This window comes from Microcoleus sp. Pol12A5 (genome assembly GCF_036701435.1).
In the GTDB taxonomy this organism is placed as follows: domain Bacteria; phylum Cyanobacteriota; class Cyanobacteriia; order Cyanobacteriales; family Microcoleaceae; genus Microcoleus.
This window is the reverse complement of record NZ_JAUBQU010000027.1, coordinates 49,223-67,058: the sequence shown is the minus strand read 5'-3', so window position 1 is coordinate 67,058 and position 17,836 is coordinate 49,223. Positions and strand designations below refer to the sequence as shown.

The following is a 17,836-nucleotide window of genomic DNA, read 5'->3' as shown; positions in this document are numbered from 1 at the left end:
CCCAAATCCCTTCTCTTACTTGATGAATGAGAGGGAATTCTTATTTTCTTCTGCCTAGAGTGACAGAAGAGGGATATGAACAAGACTACACCACTAATTATCAACAGATTCACTCTGGAATTGATATTGGTACTGATGGTGTAGACAAATTACCCGTTTATTCGGTTACAGATGGAGTTGTTGTCGGCATTGAAAAGGGTTACAAGGGTGTAGGCGATCTAGTCATCATTAAAGAATTAAATACCGAGCGCTACTGGATGTATCTTCATGTAAATGTCGATCCATCACTTCGTGTTCTAGGTAGTATTCTTCCAGATGGTACTACCTCAAATGGTATTATCTCAGCAGGTAAAACCATTGCTAAAATTGCGCCTACATCCTACACAGGATTAGCTCCACATTTACACCTGACAGTCGCCAATAACTCACAGCCTACTTCTGTTCTAAATGCTTATGACGAGACAACGGTTCTAGGTAGAACTGTTAGCCCCTTACAGGCTTATTGGGAGTATAGGAATCGTTGATGACTGATTTTATTCTCTGCTTTTCAGGGGGGTAGGGAAGGTTTTTCGGGAGAGGCGATCGCCCATAATTCATCCCACGAGCGATCGCCCTTCTTTCATCCGCGTTAATCTGCGTCCATCTGCGGTTAAAAAAGAGCGATCGCCCTTTCTAATAATTCAGAAGGGCGATCGCTCGTTTTATGCTCAATCATGGCGATCGCCCCGCTCCCATTTGCTATAATCTCAAGTAGTATCTCATTTACCAACAGCCATCGACATGACCGATGAAGAACTCAAGCAACTAATAGAAAGCAACGCTAGGGCAACTCAAGCTATGTTAGATAACATGGCAGAAGCAAGACTCGAAAGACAGGAGCTTCGAGACGGAATGGTACAATTGCAAAATGCTGTCGTGCAATTGATTAACGTTCAGTCAGGAATTGCTAACTTGCTGACTTCTCTGGATGAAGATCGTCCAACGATGCTGAGAAAGCTAACCACAACTGAAAACAAACTGGATCGACTTCTAGGACAAGAAAATGCTCAGTAAGTAAAAGAGCGAGATTCGTTAGTCAACAAGAGCGATCGCCCTTCTTGCATCCGCGTTAATCTGCGTCCATCTGCGGTTTAAAAAGAGCGATCGCCCTTTCTAATAATTCAGAAAGGCGATCGCCCGTTTTATGCTCAATCATGGCGATCGCCCGTTTTATAATCAAAATGGCGATCGCTCAAAATCTTTCCCATTCACCACCAATGAATCCAGCCGCACAACAACTTCCAGATTTGACAGGACAAACCTTATCAGAAGCGATCACCATACTGGAGAGTTACGGCTTCCAATTTCAAACTAGCACAAAAGGTGGCTATCAAACCTTTGAACATCCAGACGGCAGTATCATTCATATTAGACCAAATGGTGAAATAGTCCGTACAGGGCCAAAGATACGCGGGACGGATGGCAAAACTTACCGTCGTAGATACAATCGAGATGGAAATCAAATAAAATTTGAACCAGGGGCTAAGACACATAATACCGGAGAAAAAGTGATTCTATGACAACCGCGATCGCACTCAACCTCAAAATCTTTTTAGAAGACTTAAAAAGTGCCGATTTAGTAGGAGTTTCACTCCGCCCTCAAAATCTTGGCTTGCGTTTAGACTTCACCTTTGGGCCCGAAGTGGGAGATGTAGCGATCGAGTTCGATCGCATTCTTCACCTAGTGATTTCTCGCCCCAGCAATTCCGATGATGAAAATTACTGTTTTTGGGTAGGAGAAGTCGAACTCAGAAAGCTTGAAAAAAATGCTGAAACTTTCTTATCTTCCCTGTCCTATCCTTTCAATTTTCCGGCTAATTTAGATTTATCTACTTTGAGTCATTTTCGGTTGGAAGGGGATATTTTTATTGAAATCATTTGCGAACACTATAAGATTTTTCAGGAAGTTAAAAATTAATGTCTATTTTTTAAGCTTTATGAATAAAAAGAGCGAGATCCCTTATCTTGAAGCCTTCCCAATTTTTTGAATATCTGTTTTTTTTCAATTGTCGTAATAACAGGCTTAATCATAGAAGCTTTTAAAAGCCCAGCCTATCGCCAATCTGTTATGACAATATCACCGACTTTTGGGCTACTGCTAACTTGGCTAGTTATACCCATAAGAATGCGATCGGGATATTCTGCATTATAAACGTCAGAACTAATCACAACTGCTGGACGTTTTTTATTGGTAGTTCTATCTGTAAAAGGAAACGGAACTAAAACCACATCACCAAAATTATAACTCGTCATACTCCGCGTCCTCTGGGTTATCCCAAATTTTAGCAAAAGCTGCTTCTGAGAGTTTAGTTGCAGTATAAACGAGAAGACGATCTTCACTTCGCGTTAAAATAAAATCGATAAAATCTTCTAATACCGTAATTTTATCGGGCGGTAAACTACGGATTTTTTCCATCAGCTTTGTTTCTGGGTTTTGGGCGACACTCATGTTATCTCTCACTTGTTAATTTTAACTTAGCATACATTGTAAAAATACTAGGAAACTTCAGGAAGTTATTTGGCTCACAAATTGTTTTTAGTAAGCCACTATTTATATGATAACATACATTGGTAAAAAGTGCCCAAAAACTAGCAAGTTATTAATAACACCATATTCACCCCAAAACTATGAAAAAAATCATCATTGGCATCATGGGCCCTGGCGATAGTGCCACATCAACCGACTTAGAAAACGCCTATCAACTCGGACAACTCATCGCCGAAGCAGGATGGATATTGCTAACTGGCGGTAGAAATGTCGGCGTCATGGATGCCGCCAACACAGGAGCAAAATCAGCTAACGGTTTAACAGTCGGCATCCTTCCGGGGAATGACACTCGCGGCATTTCTGAAGCTGTAGATATTGCGATCGTCACCGATATGGGAAACGCCAGAAATAACATTAACGTTCTTTCTTCAGATGTAATAATTGCCTGCGGTATGGGCACGGGCACTGCTTCGGAAATGGCCCTCGCTCTGAAAGCTAACAAACAAGTTATATTGTTAAATCACAGCGCCGAAAGTCAACTTTTTTTTAAACGTTTAGCACAATTTAACATCTTTGTGGTAAACAATGCTGTAGAAGCTATGAATCAAGCTCGCGAAATCCTAGTAAATTCAAGATGAAATCCAAGATGAGAGTAAGCAAATTCAACTTTTGTGCGATCGGCATTTTCCTGACTTTGGGGATTTTCGTCACTACCAAAGCAGACGGAAGAATTGCACAGTTCAGTTTCAGCAACAAATCCACTCAAAAATTAGCACAAACCCTCCCTCCTCCTCCCCCTTTCGCACAGCCTGTTACCGAACAAGAAGCGCCACCTATTCACAGCGAATCCGTACCCGATCAAATCGCTTTAGCAACCCATTTGCAGACCATCAAAGCTAGAATGTACGGTGCTTACTGGTGTCCTCACTGTCACACCCAACAAGAACTTTTCGGCAAAGAAGCATTTACCGCAATTACTTACATAGAGTGCGACCCCAGAGGCAAAGATGCTCAACCGGATTTGTGCAAAGCTGCCAATATCAAAGCTTATCCCACCTGGGAAATTCGGGGGAAATATTACACGGGTAGGCAATCTTTGGAAAAACTGGCTATTTTATCTGGTTATAAAGGCAGCAGCAATTTTCTGTCACCAGTTCCCTCTCCTTAAAAAAATTTAACTGACAAAGCCAACATTCTTAGCGACAGTACCGAAACTCACCTAAATCAAATGATTTCGGATTTTAGTCGTTTTACCTCGCAAATCGACCTATGAAGCTCAACAAAAAACTCATCTGTAACTGGTAATTAAGATAAATTAGTCAGGATAAAAGCTTCCAGATTGAGCTGTTACAGTAATTTTAAATAGAGCGAGCGCATGATAATTCTGCGAGAACATCTCTCATAATTATCATGCACTCGCTAACTATTCATATCAAACAGCATCACAAAACGTGGCGCTCGATTTATTGCAAATTTTAATTATTTAGCATAAAATTAAGGAGGGGTAGAATCAACTATGAGATATCAACTTTTTTCTCCTAATAAACCAAAAAATATTGAGTGAGTTGCGAGCGCGATAAAATACTCAAAAACTCCATTTGTGAGTACCTCCATCATCTTTAATAGCACAAGATAATAGGAGTATAGAACTTTTAACATGAAACAGAATTTACTTACCCTAGCTTTAACTGCGATCGCCCTCGTAGGGCTGCCCAGTTGCAGTACGACGACCAGCACTGCCACCACGACAACAGCGCCCACGACTGCCGCAACGCAAACCCAAAGCTCGATTAAAGTTGGGGCGTCAAGCAGCACGTTGGGTCTTATGAAGGTGCTGCAAACGAACTACGAAGCTACCACAAAAAACGTCAAAATTACCAACCTAGAACCAGGGCAGTCCGAAAATATAATTGATGGGGTTAAACAGACATTAGTCGATGTAGGTGCAATATCGAGAACATTAAAGCCAGAAGAAAATGATGGCACTTTAGAGTCTCGTGATGTTGCCCACGATGCCCTTATAGTGGCCACTCATTCTAGCGTCACAGGGGTGAAAAACCTTACTACTGAAGACCTCAAAGGCATTTATAGTGGCACTATTACCAACTGGAAGGAACTCGGAGGAGCCGATGCTAAAATTGTACTGCTCGATCGCCCAGAAGATGAATCTGCCAAGCGGCTATTGCGGAAATATTACCTAGGAGCAGATTTAAAAAATTCATTAGAAGCAGTAGTCTTTCGGAAAGAAGGGGAATTGATCGACGCAATTCAAAGCACTCCTTACAGCATCGGTACCTTTTCCCTGGCTCACGCCATTTCCGAAAAACTACCTGTCAACCGGCTCAGCCTCAACGGGGTTGAACCAACACGAGAAAATGTCAAAGCGGGCAAGTATCCGATGGTTCGGACCATTTCAATTCTGTGGCACAAAAAACCTTCAGAGGCTACCCAAGCGCTAATTAAATACATCTCTAGTCCGCCCGGAATCAACGCGATGGAGGAGTCTGGCTTTATTTCCGTGAGCCAATCCGCCAAGGATTAAGAGCTATGGCCATCCAGTCCAGATACGCGCGGTTACCCGTTTCCGCCAAGTTGTTATCACCTCTGTTGTTGGCATTTCTGAGTCTATGGACTGTCGGAACCTTGGGTTTTGGTTATTTTGCCAGAAACAACTTAGAGCAAATGGGGCGAAGGGAGATCGTGGATCTGGCTAGTATGCTGCAGGAAACTCTAAAGCAAAGGCAAGAATCACTCCGTGTGAAAGCCCGTTCGGTGAGTGAAAATAATGATGTCATTACAGCAGTAATAAAGGGCGATCGCCCTTTATTACTGCGGACAGTATTACCAATCCAAGCTGGTTTTAAACTGGATTTGATCAGAATAGTTGACGCTGATGGTCAAGTCTTAGTATCTTCACAGTTGGGAGCAATAAGACAGGCGAGATTGCAGGATGGCTCTGTGAACCGTGCCGCCCGAACCGGACTAGAGTTACCGGGAGTTCTCCTGGCAGAAAACTGGGCTCCGGCTTCCATGATTGGGTTAATATCAATCAAATCATCTCAAAAGATCCTAGCTGGTTTGGTTGCGGGATTAGCCATGGACGACACAGCGCTCCAGTCGCTTCGCGGTGACACATCCATACATTTGGTGGCTTTTGACGGCGAGAAGGTAACGGCTGCTACTTTGCCACTTAACCGCGATCGGTCTTGGCAATTTCCCCAGCCAGACGAGTTGCCCACTAAGATCGGGATTGCTGGTGAAGCATACCTGATCAAAACAATCAAGCTACAAGGTTTCGATGGGGCAACTCTCAAAATTGCTGTACTGCATTCTGCCAAGGACATCGAGGAAGCACAACAGCGGTTGTGGTTTGTGGTGGGTAGCTTTGGGCTATTGGGAAGTGTCCTGATCGCAGTCGTTACGATCGGAGGTTTCCGTCTGACCCAAGCTCTAAGCCATCGCATTCAAAGACTGACTAAGGCAACCCAGGAATTAGCCAGAGGCAATTTAGCTATTGCTATTCCGGTTGATAGTCAGGATGAAGTGGGGCTTTTAGCTGAGGGATTTAAGAGTATGGCAGAGCAACTGATGGCTCGCGATCTGCAACTGAACAAACAGGTGCAACAACTAGAGAGTACCCTTGAAGAACTGCACCGCACCCAGAGTCAGATGGTGCATAACGAAAAAATGTCGGCACTGGGGCAAATGGTGGCGGGGATAGCGCACGAAATCAACAACCCGGTCAGCTTTATCTACGGCAACCTGTCTCATCTCAACGATCACATCCATGACTTGCTGCGATTACTAGATGCCTATCAAAAGCACTATCCCAACCCGTCCCCATCACTTCAATATGACCTAGACGATGTGGATCTAAACTTCCTACAAGAGGATCTCACTAAGATTCTTAAGTCGATGAAAATCGGCACCAGTCGCATTCGGGACATTGTGGTTTCGTTGCGTAGCTTTTCTCGTCTGGATCACTCCGAATTCAAGGCTGTCGATATCCATGAAGGCATTGACAACACCTTGATGATTTTAGAACATCGCCTTCAAGCCCAGCCAGAACGCCCAACCATTGAAGTAGTCAGACAATATGGCGAGTTACCGTTGGTAGAATGCTATGCAGGTCAACTTAATCAGGTGTTTATGAACTTGCTATCAAATGCGATCGATGCTTTGGAAGAGAGCAATGAAGGACGTAGTTTTCAGGATATTGTTGACCAACCGAATCGGATTTCGATTAAGACTACCAAAACAAAAAAACAGTGGGTGCAGATTGCGATCGCCGATAACGGTACGGGCATTCCAGAGAAAGCGCGATCGCGCCTATTCGATCCCTTCTTCACTACTAAACCCGTAGGCAAGGGGACAGGATTAGGCTTATCCATTAGCTATCAGGTGGTGAAGGAAAAGCACGGAGGAAAACTGTGGTATAATTCTACCCGGGGCAAAGGCACGAAGTTTGTGATTGAGATTCCCATAGAGCGGACTCAGCCAATAAATACTTGAGAATCGGTTTTCAGTTTTTCGACTTCTTGTCAACCGTCAATTGTCAACTGTTTTCTCACTAAAATACTCTTCAACAATTTTCAAAATCCGCGACGCTGCCAAACCGTCACCAAAGGGATTAATTGCCATTGCCATTGCGTTGTATGCTTCGGAATTCCTGAGCAATTCTGCCGCTGCTGTGAAAATTGTATCAGAATTCGTACCTACAAGTTTAGCTGTGCCTGCGGAAATTGCTTCTGGTCTTTCTGTGGTTTCTCGCAATACTAAAACTGGCTTGCCCAAACTCGGTGCTTCCTCTTGCAAGCCGCCGGAATCTGTGAGGATTAAATGACATCTCTGAATCGCTCCTACTAATTCTGCGTAATCTAAAGGTTCTGTTAAAAATACTCTTGGATGGTCGCCCAAAAGAGCTTGCAAAGGTTCTCTAACAGTGGGATTCCGGTGCAGGGGTAGCAGTAAAGCTGTGTCGGGAAATTTATCTAAGATTTGGAGAAAGGCGAGAGCAATTCCTTGTAAGGGTTCGCCCCAATTTTCGCGGCGGTGAACTGTTGCTAAGATAATTCGATATTTGCTCCAATCTAAATTGGGAATGTTGCATTCTGGTTCGCGTTTGGCGACAGAAAGCAAAGCATCGATTACTGTGTTGCCTGTACGGTGAATTTCTCCCAAAACGCCCGATCGCCCTAAATTCTCTTGGGCCAGCTCTGTCGGGGCAAAATGCAGCCGTGTGAGCTGAGATATCAACCGTCGGTTAGCCTCTTCGGGGTAAGGATTGAATACGTCATCTGTTCGCAATCCGGCTTCTACGTGACCTACGGGTATTTTCTGGTAAAATGCAGCCAAAGTAGCGGCAAATGCAGTCGTTGTATCCCCCTGAACTAAGACGATGTGGGGCTGCAATTCTTTAAACAATGCTTCCAAACCCTGCAAACTCCGGGAAGTAATATCCGTCAAGGTTTGCTGGTGCTGCATAATTGCTAAATCCCGATCGGCTTTTAGATCGAACATTTGCATTACTTGTTCGACCATTTCTCGGTGCTGACCGGTTAAAATTACTTGGGTGTCAAAGGTGGGAGAACTTTTGAACAGTTGAATTACTGGGGCTAGTTTAATCGCTTCCGGGCGAGTTCCTAAAACGATGCAAACGCGGTGAGTGGCTTCGGGCATGGTAAAATTGGGTAGTTGAGATTTGTGCCGCCTTTAAAGGCTGAAGATTTTATAGGTTTGAATCGTTGGTTAACAAAATTTATTTTTTTAGGAACCGCAGAGGGCGCATAGCGCGCCATGAAGAGAGATAGAAGGTGTTTTGTGTTGGGAGTTATATCGTTTCTGCTGGCACTGTTGGTACATTTTTATTGTTTAATTGTCATGCGTTATCGTTACATTCTATTTTACAAACCCTACGACGTTTTAACTCAATTCACTGACAACTCCAGCGAAACTAAACGCAGTACACTCAAAGACTATATTCCTATTCCTGACATTTATGCAGTAGGAAGGCTCGATCGCGATAGTGAAGGTTTGTTGCTGCTAACCGATGATGGACAAATGCAGCACCGCCTCAGTGACCCGAAATTCGCTCATCCCCGGACTTACTGGGTGCAAGTTGAACGAATTCCCGATGCAAGTGCGATCGCAGCTTTGCAGACAGGTGTCACAATTCAAGATTATCGGACTCGATCGGCAAAAGTGCAATTATTGTTAGAAGAACCGCTATTGCCGCCCCGCGAACCGCCGATTAGATTTCGCAAAAACGTGCCCACAGCTTGGCTGGAAATGACTCTCACAGAAGGCCGCAACCGCCAAGTGCGCCGGATGACCGCAGCAGTAGGGTTTCCGACGCTGCGGCTGGTCAGGTGCGCGATCGGGCATTTGCGTCTCGAAGACCTCAAACCCGGTGAATGGCGCGAACTAACTCAAGCCGATTTGAGATTTTAGATTGGGGAATTACAGTCAACCGCCTTGACATTTAGGACATTCTTGATATCTGAAACTATTACTGCGACTGCATTTCCTTTCTTCCTTCTTCCTTCTTCCTTCTTCCTTCTTCCTTCTTCCTTCTGCTTACTTTCGAGGGGGCAAAATAAAACTCTCGTTTCCATCCCGATCTTTTTGCACCTGAGCTCCCAACTTTACAAGAGCTTGCTTCGCCCTTTGACGCACCACCTTATCAGTTGTTTGAGCATAAACCGTACTCCAAGCAGTAAACCGCACCGGCACGCTATCGGGATCTCGGCGCAAATACTCAGCAGTTGCTCGAAACATCTGCGCCAATTTTTTCCCTTCCGGCGTTTTTTCCACCCAATCAGCGGCCATTTCGTGAGAGTTAATTGACTCTGGAATATCCCCCAACAGCAGCAACTCATCAAGACCTTTAGTTCGCCACACTATCCACGATTGGGAATGAAGTTGCGGCGAAACGGCAAGAGCCCTAGTACCGCGCTCTATAAAGTTAACAGCGGTTTCAGGCTTTCCTTGATAAAAAGAAATAGCTGTGGAAAGAAACAGGTAGATGTCAGCCCACCGCGGGTCGCGCTGCGTAACTATGTCAAAATAATCTTGGCTCAGATTGTAGCCCGTCACATCTCGGGCTTCGTCGTCGCCAAAATACTGCAAAAATTTTAGAAATGTCCAATCTGCAATTAAATTGTCAAATCCAAAACTAGGGATAGTTTTGACCATTTTTAGCCGCAGGGCTTCTTGCTGTGCTTCTTGCTGTGCGGCTTGCTTGAAACTGGCAGCAGACACTGCAGAGAGCGGCTTTTGCCCCTGAACGCGAACTGGGGACATTCCGCCCAACTCCCCGCTCGACTGCATGGCGACGACCCCCGCCAGCGCTGCTAGACCGATAGCTCCATTAACTAGCAGGCTCAACCACTTACGTGAAAATTGTTCGATTTTAGCTTCCACGGCACTTTATAAATCCAAGTTTTAAATTAAGTTTATTGAAAGAGAGTAATAATTGGTTGGCGATCGACTATGAATCTCGTTAAACTGTCCAAAGGGATAGTGGAGCCTCCACACAATAGTTTAAGTAGTAGTGTGAGATTTTTTAGCAATATAAAATCTCAAATCAAAAATCTAAAATCGAATTGAGCCAAATTCAATGAATCAAGCCCGCAGACGCTTTTCTAAATTACAGGCAGCCCTGTTCAGTGGGGCGATGGCAACAACCGCTTCGATATCTTTACTCGTTCCCGGCCTGAGTCAATCAGTCCGCGCCGAGCTTCAAGATAGCCCCAAAGCTGTCTTAGATGAAGCTTGGCAGATTGTGAACCGAGACTATGTTGATGGCAGCTTTAACAAGACTGACTGGCAATTGACCCGCCAAGAACTGTTGAGCAAAAACTATACCTCTCGCGAAGCAGCCTATACCGCTCTCCGTAAAGCTCTAGAGAAATTAAACGACCAGTACACGCGCTTCATGGACCCGAAGCAGTACGAAGCGCTGACGAATCAAACCTCTGGGGAACTGACAGGGGTGGGGATGAGGCTCGAAGAAGACGAGAAAACGAAAGTGATTACTGTAGTCGAGCCGATGGAAAATTCCCCCGCCCTGAAGGCCGGGATTTTAGCGGGCGATAGGATTTTGGTGATAGACGGCAAAACTACCAAAGGCATGACTGTCTCGGATGCGGCTCAGATAATTCGAGGCGATGAAGGCACAAAAGTCACGCTGCGGATTGCTCGTGAGGGTAAAAGCGAATTTGATGTAACTCTGACTAGGGCGAGAATAGAGGTAGCAGCGGTTCGCTACAGCCTCAAGAAAGAAGGCGGTCAGAATGTCGGTTACATCCGTTTGCAAGAGTTTAGCTCTCATGCCGGGGAACAAATGCAGGCGGCAATTAAAAAGCTCTCGGATCAGAAAGCTGATGCTTTTGTTTTAGATTTGCGGGGAAATCCCGGCGGGTTGCTGCGAGTGAGCATTGATATCGCTCGGATGTGGATGGATACAGGGGCGATCGTCCGTACAGTCGATCGCACGGGAGATTCTCAGGAAATGCGGGCCAACCGCACTGCAATCACTGACAAGCCTTTGGTGGTGCTCGTGGATGATAACTCGGCCAGCGCTAGCGAGATTTTGGCCGGTGCTCTGAAGGATAACAAGCGCGCAACTGTGATGGGCGGCCAAACTTTTGGCAAAGCTTTGGTGCAGTCGGTACATTCTTTGGCTGACGGTTCGGGATTGGCAGTGACGATCGCTCACTACTATACTCCCAACGGTACGGATATCAGCCACAAGGGGGTTACTCCCGATGTGAAAGTTGAAGTAACCGACGAACAAAAGCTGAAATTAGCTAACAAACCGATGTTGGTTGCGACTAAGGAGGATCCTTGCTACGCGCAGGCGATCGCTCTTTTGAAAACTACTGCTTCCTCGGCCCGTCCCGTTGCCGCTCATGAGGTTGTCGTTCCTCATAAGTAGTTGAAACCGTCAGTCCTTAAACAATTAGCTTTAAGATAAAACCCGCTCCGGCGGGTTTTGTTGTTGTAGTTTGATTGAGCCTCAGATTGCTAGAAAATGGTTTGTAATAACAGCCAACTATTTAATCCTACTATAATACTAGCCACTAACCAAGCTAAGGCTTTCAGCCAAAATGGATTTACAAAATCTCCCATTAAGTTGCGGTTTGAGGTAAACATTACCAAGGGAATTACTGCAAAGGGTAATTGCAAACTGAGAATCACTTGACTGAAAATCAGTAAATTAGTTGTACTACCTTCCCCAAACAAGATAATTACGCTCAAAGCCGGCACAATTGCAATCAGTCGAGTTAGCAAGCGCCGCAACCAAGGTCGCAGTCGAAAATTTAGAAACCCTTCCATCACAATCTGTCCTGCTAAAGTTGCTGTCAAGGTTGAGTTCTGCCCCGAAGCCAATAAAGCAAAGGCAAAAATTGCACTGGCAGAACCCACGCCCAGTACCGGAGAAAGCAGTTTGTAAGCATCTTGAATTTCTGCTACTGCTTGATAGCCGGAAAAATGAAAGCTGGCTGCAGACAAAATCAGAATAGCTGAATTAATAAACAAAGCTATTGACAGCGCTACTGTAGAATCAATTGTGCCAAATTTAATTGCTTCCCATTTTTTATCAGCCGTTTCTTCCCAAGAGCGAGTTTGCACGATCGACGAATGCAAGTAAAGATTGTGCGGCATCACAGTTGCCCCTAAAATACCAACCGCAATATAAAGCATTGCCTGATTTTGCAAACTCTCTAGGTTGGGAACATAACCGAGTAAAACTCCTCCGGCATCTGGTTTGGCAAAAATTATTTCTGCGATAAAGCAACCGCCAATAATTGCAATAATTGTAATCACTAAAGCTTCGATATAACGAAAGCCTTTTCCTTGTATAAATAACACCATTATCACATCTAGTGCAGTGAGGCACACTCCCCAAACTAAGGGAATGCCAAATAGCAATTGCAGTCCGATCGCACTACCAACAAGTTCAGCTAAATCGCAAGCAGAAATAGCAATTTCACAAAGTATCCACAGAAAAAAACTGACTCGCGGACTGAAATAATCTCGACAAGCTTGTGCCAAATCTCGTCCCGTTGCCACTCCCAAACGCACGCAGAGTGATTGCAGCAAAATTGCCATCAAATTAGATAGCAAAATCACACTTAATAGCGCATAGCCAAACTTTGCTCCCCCTGTTAAGTCAGTCGCCCAGTTTCCGGGGTCCATGTAACCCACTGAAACCAAATATCCAGGCCCTGCGTATGCCAGCATTTTACGCCAGAAACCTTTGCTGTTGGGAATGGGGATGCTGCGGTGGACTTCAGGAAGGCTGGGCCTATTGTCCGAGTCAGTCATTGGTTTTACCGTTCAATATTTTTCATATTTTTTTCATAATATGATAAATTCCGCTAAATTTGATCGGTCGTATAGCTCAAAATCCGCCGGAGTCACTGTATATATTAAGTTGTGTATATTTTGAGGTTGAACTGAGGTGCGCGCGATCGACTATGATGAGGTCGATCGGCAAAAATCACTCTTATCTGCGAATACTCTATTTCAAAACTCTAGTCGCATTGAAAATAGCTGCTAAAGCCACCCCAACATCGGCAAAAACTGCTTCCCACATTGTCGCTAACCCAAAAGCACCCAAAGCAATAAATATGCCTTTGACTAACATGGCAAAAATGATATTTTGCCAAACAATATTGTGAGTTTTTCGGGCAATTTTCATGGCTTCAGCCACCTTTGACGGTGCATCTGACATAATTACAACATCGGCAGTTTCGATCGCCGCATCGGAGCCCAAACCCCCCATCGCTATGCCCACATCAGCTCTAGCAAGCACGGGTGCATCATTAATTCCATCCCCGACAAAGACAATTTTATCGCCTTTTTTAGATTGACCGATCAATTTTTCGATTGCCTCGACTTTTCCTTCTGGTAATAACTCAGCTAAATAGGAATCTAAACCGAGATTTTTCGCAACACTATCGGCTACAGCTTGATTATCTCCTGTGAGCATCACGATTCGCTCAACACCAAGTTTCTTGAGGTCGCGAATAGCCTGTACTGCGTCTTCCTTCAGCTCGTCAGCAATCAAAATATACCCAGCATAGCGGTTGTCTACGGCTAAATGCACGATCGTACCTTCAGCATTGCAGACATCGTGAGCAATGTTTTTTCGGTGCAGCAAACGGTCATTTCCCGCCAGCACAGTTTGATTATTTAATTTTGCTCGGATGCCATGTCCCGCTATTTCTTCGTAATCTTTCACATCCGATGAATCTACTTTTCTGCCGTAAGCTTCCAGAATAGATTTCGCGACTGGGTGATTGGATTGAAATTCTACTTGAGCCGCTATTTCCATTAACTCTGTTTGGGAAAAACCATTCTGAGGCACAATTTGTGCTACTTGAAAAACTCCTTTTGTCAGAGTTCCTGTTTTGTCCAAAACAACAGTCTTGACTGCTGTCAGGGTATCTAGAAAAGTCGAGCCTTTAACCAAAATACCGCGCTTGGCTGCACCGCCAATTCCCCCAAAGTATCCCAGAGGAATGCTAATTACCAATCCGCAAGGACAGGAAATAACTAACAAGACAAGGGCGCGGTAAACCCATAAAAAGCGATCGGCATTAGTTGCTCCTGAAATGAACAAAGGCGGAATTAAAGCCACTGCTAGCGATGCAAATACGACAAAAGGCGTGTAATAACTGGCAAATTTGGTGATAAATTTCTCAGTTTCAGCTTTTTTGCTTCTGGCATTTTCTACTAATTCCAGAATTCGGGAGATTGAAGATTCGCCGAAGAGTTTGGTAACTTTGACAGTGAGAACTCCTGTCTGGTTAATTGTTCCTGCTAAAACTGTTTCTCCAACTTTCACCGTTCGAGGTACTGATTCTCCCGTGAGTGCAGATGTGTCAATCTGAGAGTTGCCGTCTATAATTTCACCGTCTAAAGGAATTTTTTCTCCCGGTTTGACAAGGATGATATCGCCGACGGCTACGGTTTCTGGCGAAACTTTTTTGATGTCGCCATTTGCCTTGAGGTTGGCGCTGTCTGGGCGAATTTCTAAAAGCGATTTGATCGATTGACGCGATCGCCCGATCGCAAATTCTTGAAAAAGTTCTCCGATTTTGAAAAACAACATCACCCCGACTGCTTCAGGGAGTTTGTGAATAGCGACAGCGCCGAGTGTTGCTATAGTCATTAAAAAATTTTCATCAAAAAATCGACCTCGCAGAATATTGCGACCCGCACTGGTTAAAACATTCCATCCGCTTAAAAGATAGGCTGGGAGGAAAACCAGATATTCACCTATAGAATAGGGCGTGTTGTGGAGTTGTTCTTCAAAAATTAAACCGCCGACAAATAGTACAACAACCAATATCACAGGAATCAATTCTTGATTGAGGTTGAAATCTCCGTTCCCGTGGTCGTGGTTGTGGTCGTGGCCGTGGCCGTGGTCGTCGTGGTTATGATTCTCATGACTGTGTTCGTGGTGGTCGTCGTAACTACAGCAGCCGGAATCGCTCGACTTGGCTTTTTGCATGGTTTTTCGTGGGTTTTGCTTATGCCTGATCGTATGAATAGATATTCATATTATAGGGTCAAAAATAAAATCTACTAGATTTTGAGTTAAAAATCTAGTAGATTTTATAAAAATATTGTTAAGTTGGTAGGAAACGTTATGAGGGATTAAGAGTAATAACTATTCTCAGTTTCCGATTGAGAAAGACAATGATTATCCATAGTCGTTAGTAATTAACTAATTAAGCCGCCGGATAAATTCTAAAGGCAAACCATCAGTATCGGCAATAAAAGCTACTTCGTAAACATTTTGCCCGATCGCCTGTTGAGTCGGTTCTAATAAAACTTTCAAAGCTTGAAACTGGTTTGGTTGGTCTTTAGCAGCTTCCTCAAACCGTTCTTTCAGAGACTGCAACCAACTAGGTAAGTCAGTTGTCGCGTCAGTTAAATCGAAAGATAAATGATAATATCCAACATAATGCTCGTCTCCAAAAGCATCCGGTGCGGGTTTTGGTTCCGGGATTTGAATTAGTTCGATGCGTCCGTTGAGACCTTCCATCCAACAGGCTAGGGTGTAACCTGTGGTAAAGCGATCGCTCACAGTAAATCCCAAATGTTCGTAAAAGGCGATCGCCCGGTGAATGTTAGCAGTGCGAATCGAGGCGTGGTGCATTCGATTTTAGATTTTAGATTTTAGATTTTAGATTTTAGAAGGGAAGTAGGAATTCCGGCTTGGGATTTTAGATTTTAGAGGGTAAATTCGTAATTCGGAATTAAAAACGGTCGCATCTTTAGCGCGAAAGCAATAGAGCCTTCTGCCCTCTTCCCTCTTCCTTCTTCCTTCTTCCTTCACTTATTCAAACAACCGAAAATAGGGATATCTAATCGGAACTCCCGGCTCTTTTTCCAAATCAAAATTAATCACTTCCCAGCAAGGGTCCTCTTGAGGATCGGGGCTAAAATCCACAGGCAAACCGTACAGCCTCGGCCGGGGCGATTCCGACTGACCGCGCCAAGGCGTGCTGCGTTCCAAATAAGCGCTGATTAAGTCTCGATAGCGTTGGGCAACGATCACGCGAGTTGCTCGGTAGCCTTGAGTATAAAGTCGATCGAGCGCCTCGTGAATTTCAAACCGAATCCCGTCCGGGTGGGTGTGCTGGCGATACCATTCACCCTCCCAGCGGCGCCAGTGCCGCCCAGACTGAAGGTGAACCAGTTCCCCCGTTTTTGGATCTGCCTCAAATGCCCCGTGACGCGGACACAAATAGGTATCCGTTAGCGTTAGAGCCGGAATTGTTTGGCGACAGTGGGGACACTGAATTTCCGGGCCAAACATCGGGTATTGCAAGGCAACTTCAATCATTTATTTGCGTCCCAGCATATTTTCTCTGCAAAAGTGCCAAATACTCTTATTATATCCCGTATCAACAACCAGCTAATCTGCTAGAAGTATAACGATCGACCAACAAATGAGCAATCTCAACGAACCTCTACCTGCACTTCCTTCCTATTGGCCCAGGCCAGATCTGTCCCAAGCGGCTTTTGTCGCTGAAGGCGCTGTTGTCATCGGCAGGGTAGAGGTGGCAGCGGGCGCTAGTATCTGGTACGGGGCGGTGGTGCGGGCGGATGTAGAGCGAATTGCGATCGGCTCAAGTACCAATATCCAAGATGGAGCAATTCTGCACGGCGATCCGGGGACGCCGACTGTTTTGGAAGATTTCGTGACAGTGGGGCACCGAGCCGTGATTCACTCAGCTTACATTGAACGGGGCTGCCTGATCGGGATTGGGGCGATCGTCCTCGATGGAGTCAGGGTGGGAACAGGCTCTATCGTCGGTGCAGGGGCTGTTGTCACCAAAGACGTTCCCCCTCACACGCTAGTTGCGGGAGTGCCTGCCAAACGCCTGCGGGATGTCTCTGAGGAAGAAGCTGCGGAGTTGGTGGAACACGCTAAGCGTTACGAAAAGTTGGCTTTGGTACACGCCGGGAAAGGTTCTGAGTTGGGATTTGGTTAGTTGATAGAATAAGATTTTTAGCAAAAAACTATTAGTTTCCAATGGCTTACACCGCGCCAAAAATCTTAACTTTTGAAACATTCCTCGATCGATATTGTGACAACTTCCGCTACGAACTCGCTGACGGAGAATTAGTTGACAGGGAACCCACAGGCCCGCACGAAACCGTCAGCGGTAAACTGGTAACTCAAATCGGCATCGCCATCGCAGCCGAAAAACTACCTTGGTTCATTCCGCGCACTTGTTTGATCCGTCCCTTCTCAGATGCAGCTACCGCCCGCCGTCCCGATATTGTCGTATTAGATGAAACTGCTATTGTCAGCGAACCTCTTTGGGAAAGAGAACCTGTGATTACGCTGGGGCGATCTATTAAATTGGTGGTAGAAGTAGTCAGCACTAACTGGGAAACAGATTACGCCCGCAAAGTTGAAGAATATGCTCTTTTAGGAATTCCCGAATATTGGATCGTTGATTATCGCGGATTGGGAGGCATGGCTTTTATCGGTAAACCAAAACAACCTACTATCACCGTTTGCCAACAGATTGACGAAGAGTACGTGCAGCAACAATTTCGCCTGGGCGATCGGATTATTTCTCCTCTGCTAAAGAACTTGCAACTTCGGTTAGATGATATTCTGCCCCGTTAGGGGAATCGCCCAAGCGATTTTAGATTTTAGATGGGAGAATTGATGAAGCCTGCGAACCTGAAACCAATTGCTTTAGACCAACAATCAACAGTCAACAATATTCGGAAAAATCGGGATTTGTTCGAGCGATAAAAGTTGAAAAT

Annotated in this window: 20 protein-coding genes; 12 read left to right on the top strand and 8 right to left on the bottom strand. The window is 45.0% G+C overall.

Annotation, left to right across the window (positions count from 1 at the left end):
• Nucleotides 1–59 precede the first annotated feature (59 nt).
• From QUA45_RS10195 to QUA45_RS10180, 4 genes are all read left to right on the top strand, one after another.
• Nucleotides 60–524 (top strand): M23 family metallopeptidase, encoded by a 465-nt coding sequence (locus tag QUA45_RS10195; RefSeq protein ID WP_333220579.1) that lies wholly within the window; start codon nucleotides 60–62, stop codon nucleotides 522–524.
• 256 nt (nucleotides 525–780) lie between these two features.
• Nucleotides 781–1,053 carry a hypothetical protein gene (locus QUA45_RS10190; RefSeq protein WP_333220577.1) on the top strand — a complete coding sequence of 91 codons (273 nt, stop codon included), beginning with the start codon at nucleotides 781–783 and terminating at the stop codon, nucleotides 1,051–1,053.
• A gap of 167 nt (nucleotides 1,054–1,220) precedes the next feature.
• On the top strand, nucleotides 1,221–1,559 hold the full coding sequence (locus QUA45_RS10185; protein WP_333220575.1) for a PASTA domain-containing protein: 339 nt from the start codon (nucleotides 1,221–1,223) through the stop codon (nucleotides 1,557–1,559).
• Nucleotides 1,556–1,957, top strand: coding sequence for a hypothetical protein (locus QUA45_RS10180; protein ID WP_333096639.1), 402 nt, complete (start codon nucleotides 1,556–1,558; stop codon nucleotides 1,955–1,957). The genes QUA45_RS10185 and QUA45_RS10180 overlap by 4 nt, the downstream gene beginning before the upstream one ends.
• 134 nt (nucleotides 1,958–2,091) lie before the next feature.
• Here QUA45_RS10180 and QUA45_RS10175 read toward each other — a convergent pair whose 3' ends face one another.
• Nucleotides 2,092–2,292 carry a type II toxin-antitoxin system PemK/MazF family toxin gene (locus tag QUA45_RS10175; protein WP_333220573.1) on the bottom strand — a complete coding sequence of 67 codons (201 nt, stop codon included), beginning with the start codon at nucleotides 2,290–2,292 and terminating at the stop codon, nucleotides 2,092–2,094.
• The gene (locus QUA45_RS10170) at nucleotides 2,279–2,488 is read right to left on the bottom strand and encodes a toxin-antitoxin system, antitoxin component, Xre family protein (protein WP_333096643.1); all 210 of its coding nucleotides are present in this window, start codon (nucleotides 2,486–2,488) and stop codon (nucleotides 2,279–2,281) included. The genes QUA45_RS10175 and QUA45_RS10170 overlap by 14 nt, the downstream gene beginning before the upstream one ends.
• Nucleotides 2,489–2,667: 179 nt before the next feature.
• Between QUA45_RS10170 and QUA45_RS10165 the strand changes: the two genes are divergently transcribed.
• From QUA45_RS10165 to QUA45_RS10150, 4 genes are all read left to right on the top strand, one after another.
• Entirely contained in the window at nucleotides 2,668–3,165 is a 498-nt protein-coding gene (locus QUA45_RS10165) for a TIGR00725 family protein (protein WP_333220571.1), read from the top strand.
• 8 nt (nucleotides 3,166–3,173) lie between these two features.
• Nucleotides 3,174–3,695 (top strand): hypothetical protein, encoded by a 522-nt coding sequence (locus QUA45_RS10160; protein ID WP_333096645.1) that lies wholly within the window; start codon nucleotides 3,174–3,176, stop codon nucleotides 3,693–3,695.
• A gap of 489 nt (nucleotides 3,696–4,184) precedes the next feature.
• The gene (locus QUA45_RS10155; RefSeq protein ID WP_333096647.1) at nucleotides 4,185–5,069 is read left to right on the top strand and encodes a substrate-binding domain-containing protein; all 885 of its coding nucleotides are present in this window, start codon (nucleotides 4,185–4,187) and stop codon (nucleotides 5,067–5,069) included.
• A gap of 173 nt (nucleotides 5,070–5,242) precedes the next feature.
• Entirely contained in the window at nucleotides 5,243–7,039 is a 1,797-nt protein-coding gene (locus QUA45_RS10150) for an ATP-binding protein (protein ID WP_333220569.1), read from the top strand.
• 36 nt (nucleotides 7,040–7,075) lie between these two features.
• On the opposite strand, the gene wecB is transcribed toward QUA45_RS10150, so the two are convergent.
• A complete protein-coding gene (gene wecB / locus QUA45_RS10145; protein ID WP_333096649.1) occupies nucleotides 7,076–8,206 on the bottom strand; it encodes a non-hydrolyzing UDP-N-acetylglucosamine 2-epimerase in 1,131 nt (376 codons plus the stop codon).
• 201 nt (nucleotides 8,207–8,407) lie between these two features.
• Between wecB and QUA45_RS10140 the strand changes: the two genes are divergently transcribed.
• Entirely contained in the window at nucleotides 8,408–8,977 is a 570-nt protein-coding gene (locus QUA45_RS10140; RefSeq protein WP_333220581.1) for a pseudouridine synthase, read from the top strand.
• Nucleotides 8,978–9,103: 126 nt separating this feature from the next.
• Here QUA45_RS10140 and QUA45_RS10135 read toward each other — a convergent pair whose 3' ends face one another.
• A complete protein-coding gene (locus QUA45_RS10135; protein ID WP_333220567.1) occupies nucleotides 9,104–9,949 on the bottom strand; it encodes a hypothetical protein in 846 nt (281 codons plus the stop codon).
• A gap of 196 nt (nucleotides 9,950–10,145) precedes the next feature.
• On the opposite strand from QUA45_RS10135, the gene ctpB reads away from it, so the two are divergent.
• Nucleotides 10,146–11,465, top strand: a complete 1,320-nt coding sequence (ctpB, locus tag QUA45_RS10130) for a carboxyl-terminal processing protease CtpB (RefSeq protein ID WP_333096653.1) — start codon at nucleotides 10,146–10,148, stop codon at nucleotides 11,463–11,465.
• Nucleotides 11,466–11,554: 89 nt separating this feature from the next.
• Here the strand turns inward: ctpB and QUA45_RS10125 are convergent, their stop codons facing one another.
• The 4 genes from QUA45_RS10125 to QUA45_RS10110 form a co-directional block, all read right to left on the bottom strand.
• On the bottom strand, nucleotides 11,555–12,859 hold the full coding sequence (locus QUA45_RS10125) for an Nramp family divalent metal transporter (RefSeq protein WP_333220565.1): 1,305 nt from the start codon (nucleotides 12,857–12,859) through the stop codon (nucleotides 11,555–11,557).
• Nucleotides 12,860–13,055: 196 nt separating this feature from the next.
• Nucleotides 13,056–15,053, bottom strand: coding sequence for a heavy metal translocating P-type ATPase (locus tag QUA45_RS10120; protein WP_333220563.1), 1,998 nt, complete (start codon nucleotides 15,051–15,053; stop codon nucleotides 13,056–13,058).
• A gap of 216 nt (nucleotides 15,054–15,269) precedes the next feature.
• The gene (locus QUA45_RS10115) at nucleotides 15,270–15,704 is read right to left on the bottom strand and encodes a VOC family protein (RefSeq protein ID WP_333096660.1); all 435 of its coding nucleotides are present in this window, start codon (nucleotides 15,702–15,704) and stop codon (nucleotides 15,270–15,272) included.
• A 180-nt stretch (nucleotides 15,705–15,884) separates the two neighbouring features.
• Nucleotides 15,885–16,394, bottom strand: coding sequence for a TIGR02652 family protein (locus QUA45_RS10110; RefSeq protein WP_332957361.1), 510 nt, complete (start codon nucleotides 16,392–16,394; stop codon nucleotides 15,885–15,887).
• 106 nt (nucleotides 16,395–16,500) lie between these two features.
• On the opposite strand from QUA45_RS10110, the gene QUA45_RS10105 reads away from it, so the two are divergent.
• Together QUA45_RS10105 and QUA45_RS10100 are read left to right on the top strand one after the other, a co-directional pair.
• On the top strand, nucleotides 16,501–17,046 hold the full coding sequence (locus QUA45_RS10105) for a gamma carbonic anhydrase family protein (protein WP_333096664.1): 546 nt from the start codon (nucleotides 16,501–16,503) through the stop codon (nucleotides 17,044–17,046).
• 41 nt (nucleotides 17,047–17,087) lie between these two features.
• Entirely contained in the window at nucleotides 17,088–17,693 is a 606-nt protein-coding gene (locus tag QUA45_RS10100) for a Uma2 family endonuclease (RefSeq protein ID WP_333220561.1), read from the top strand.
• Nucleotides 17,694–17,836: the final 143 nt, after the last annotated feature.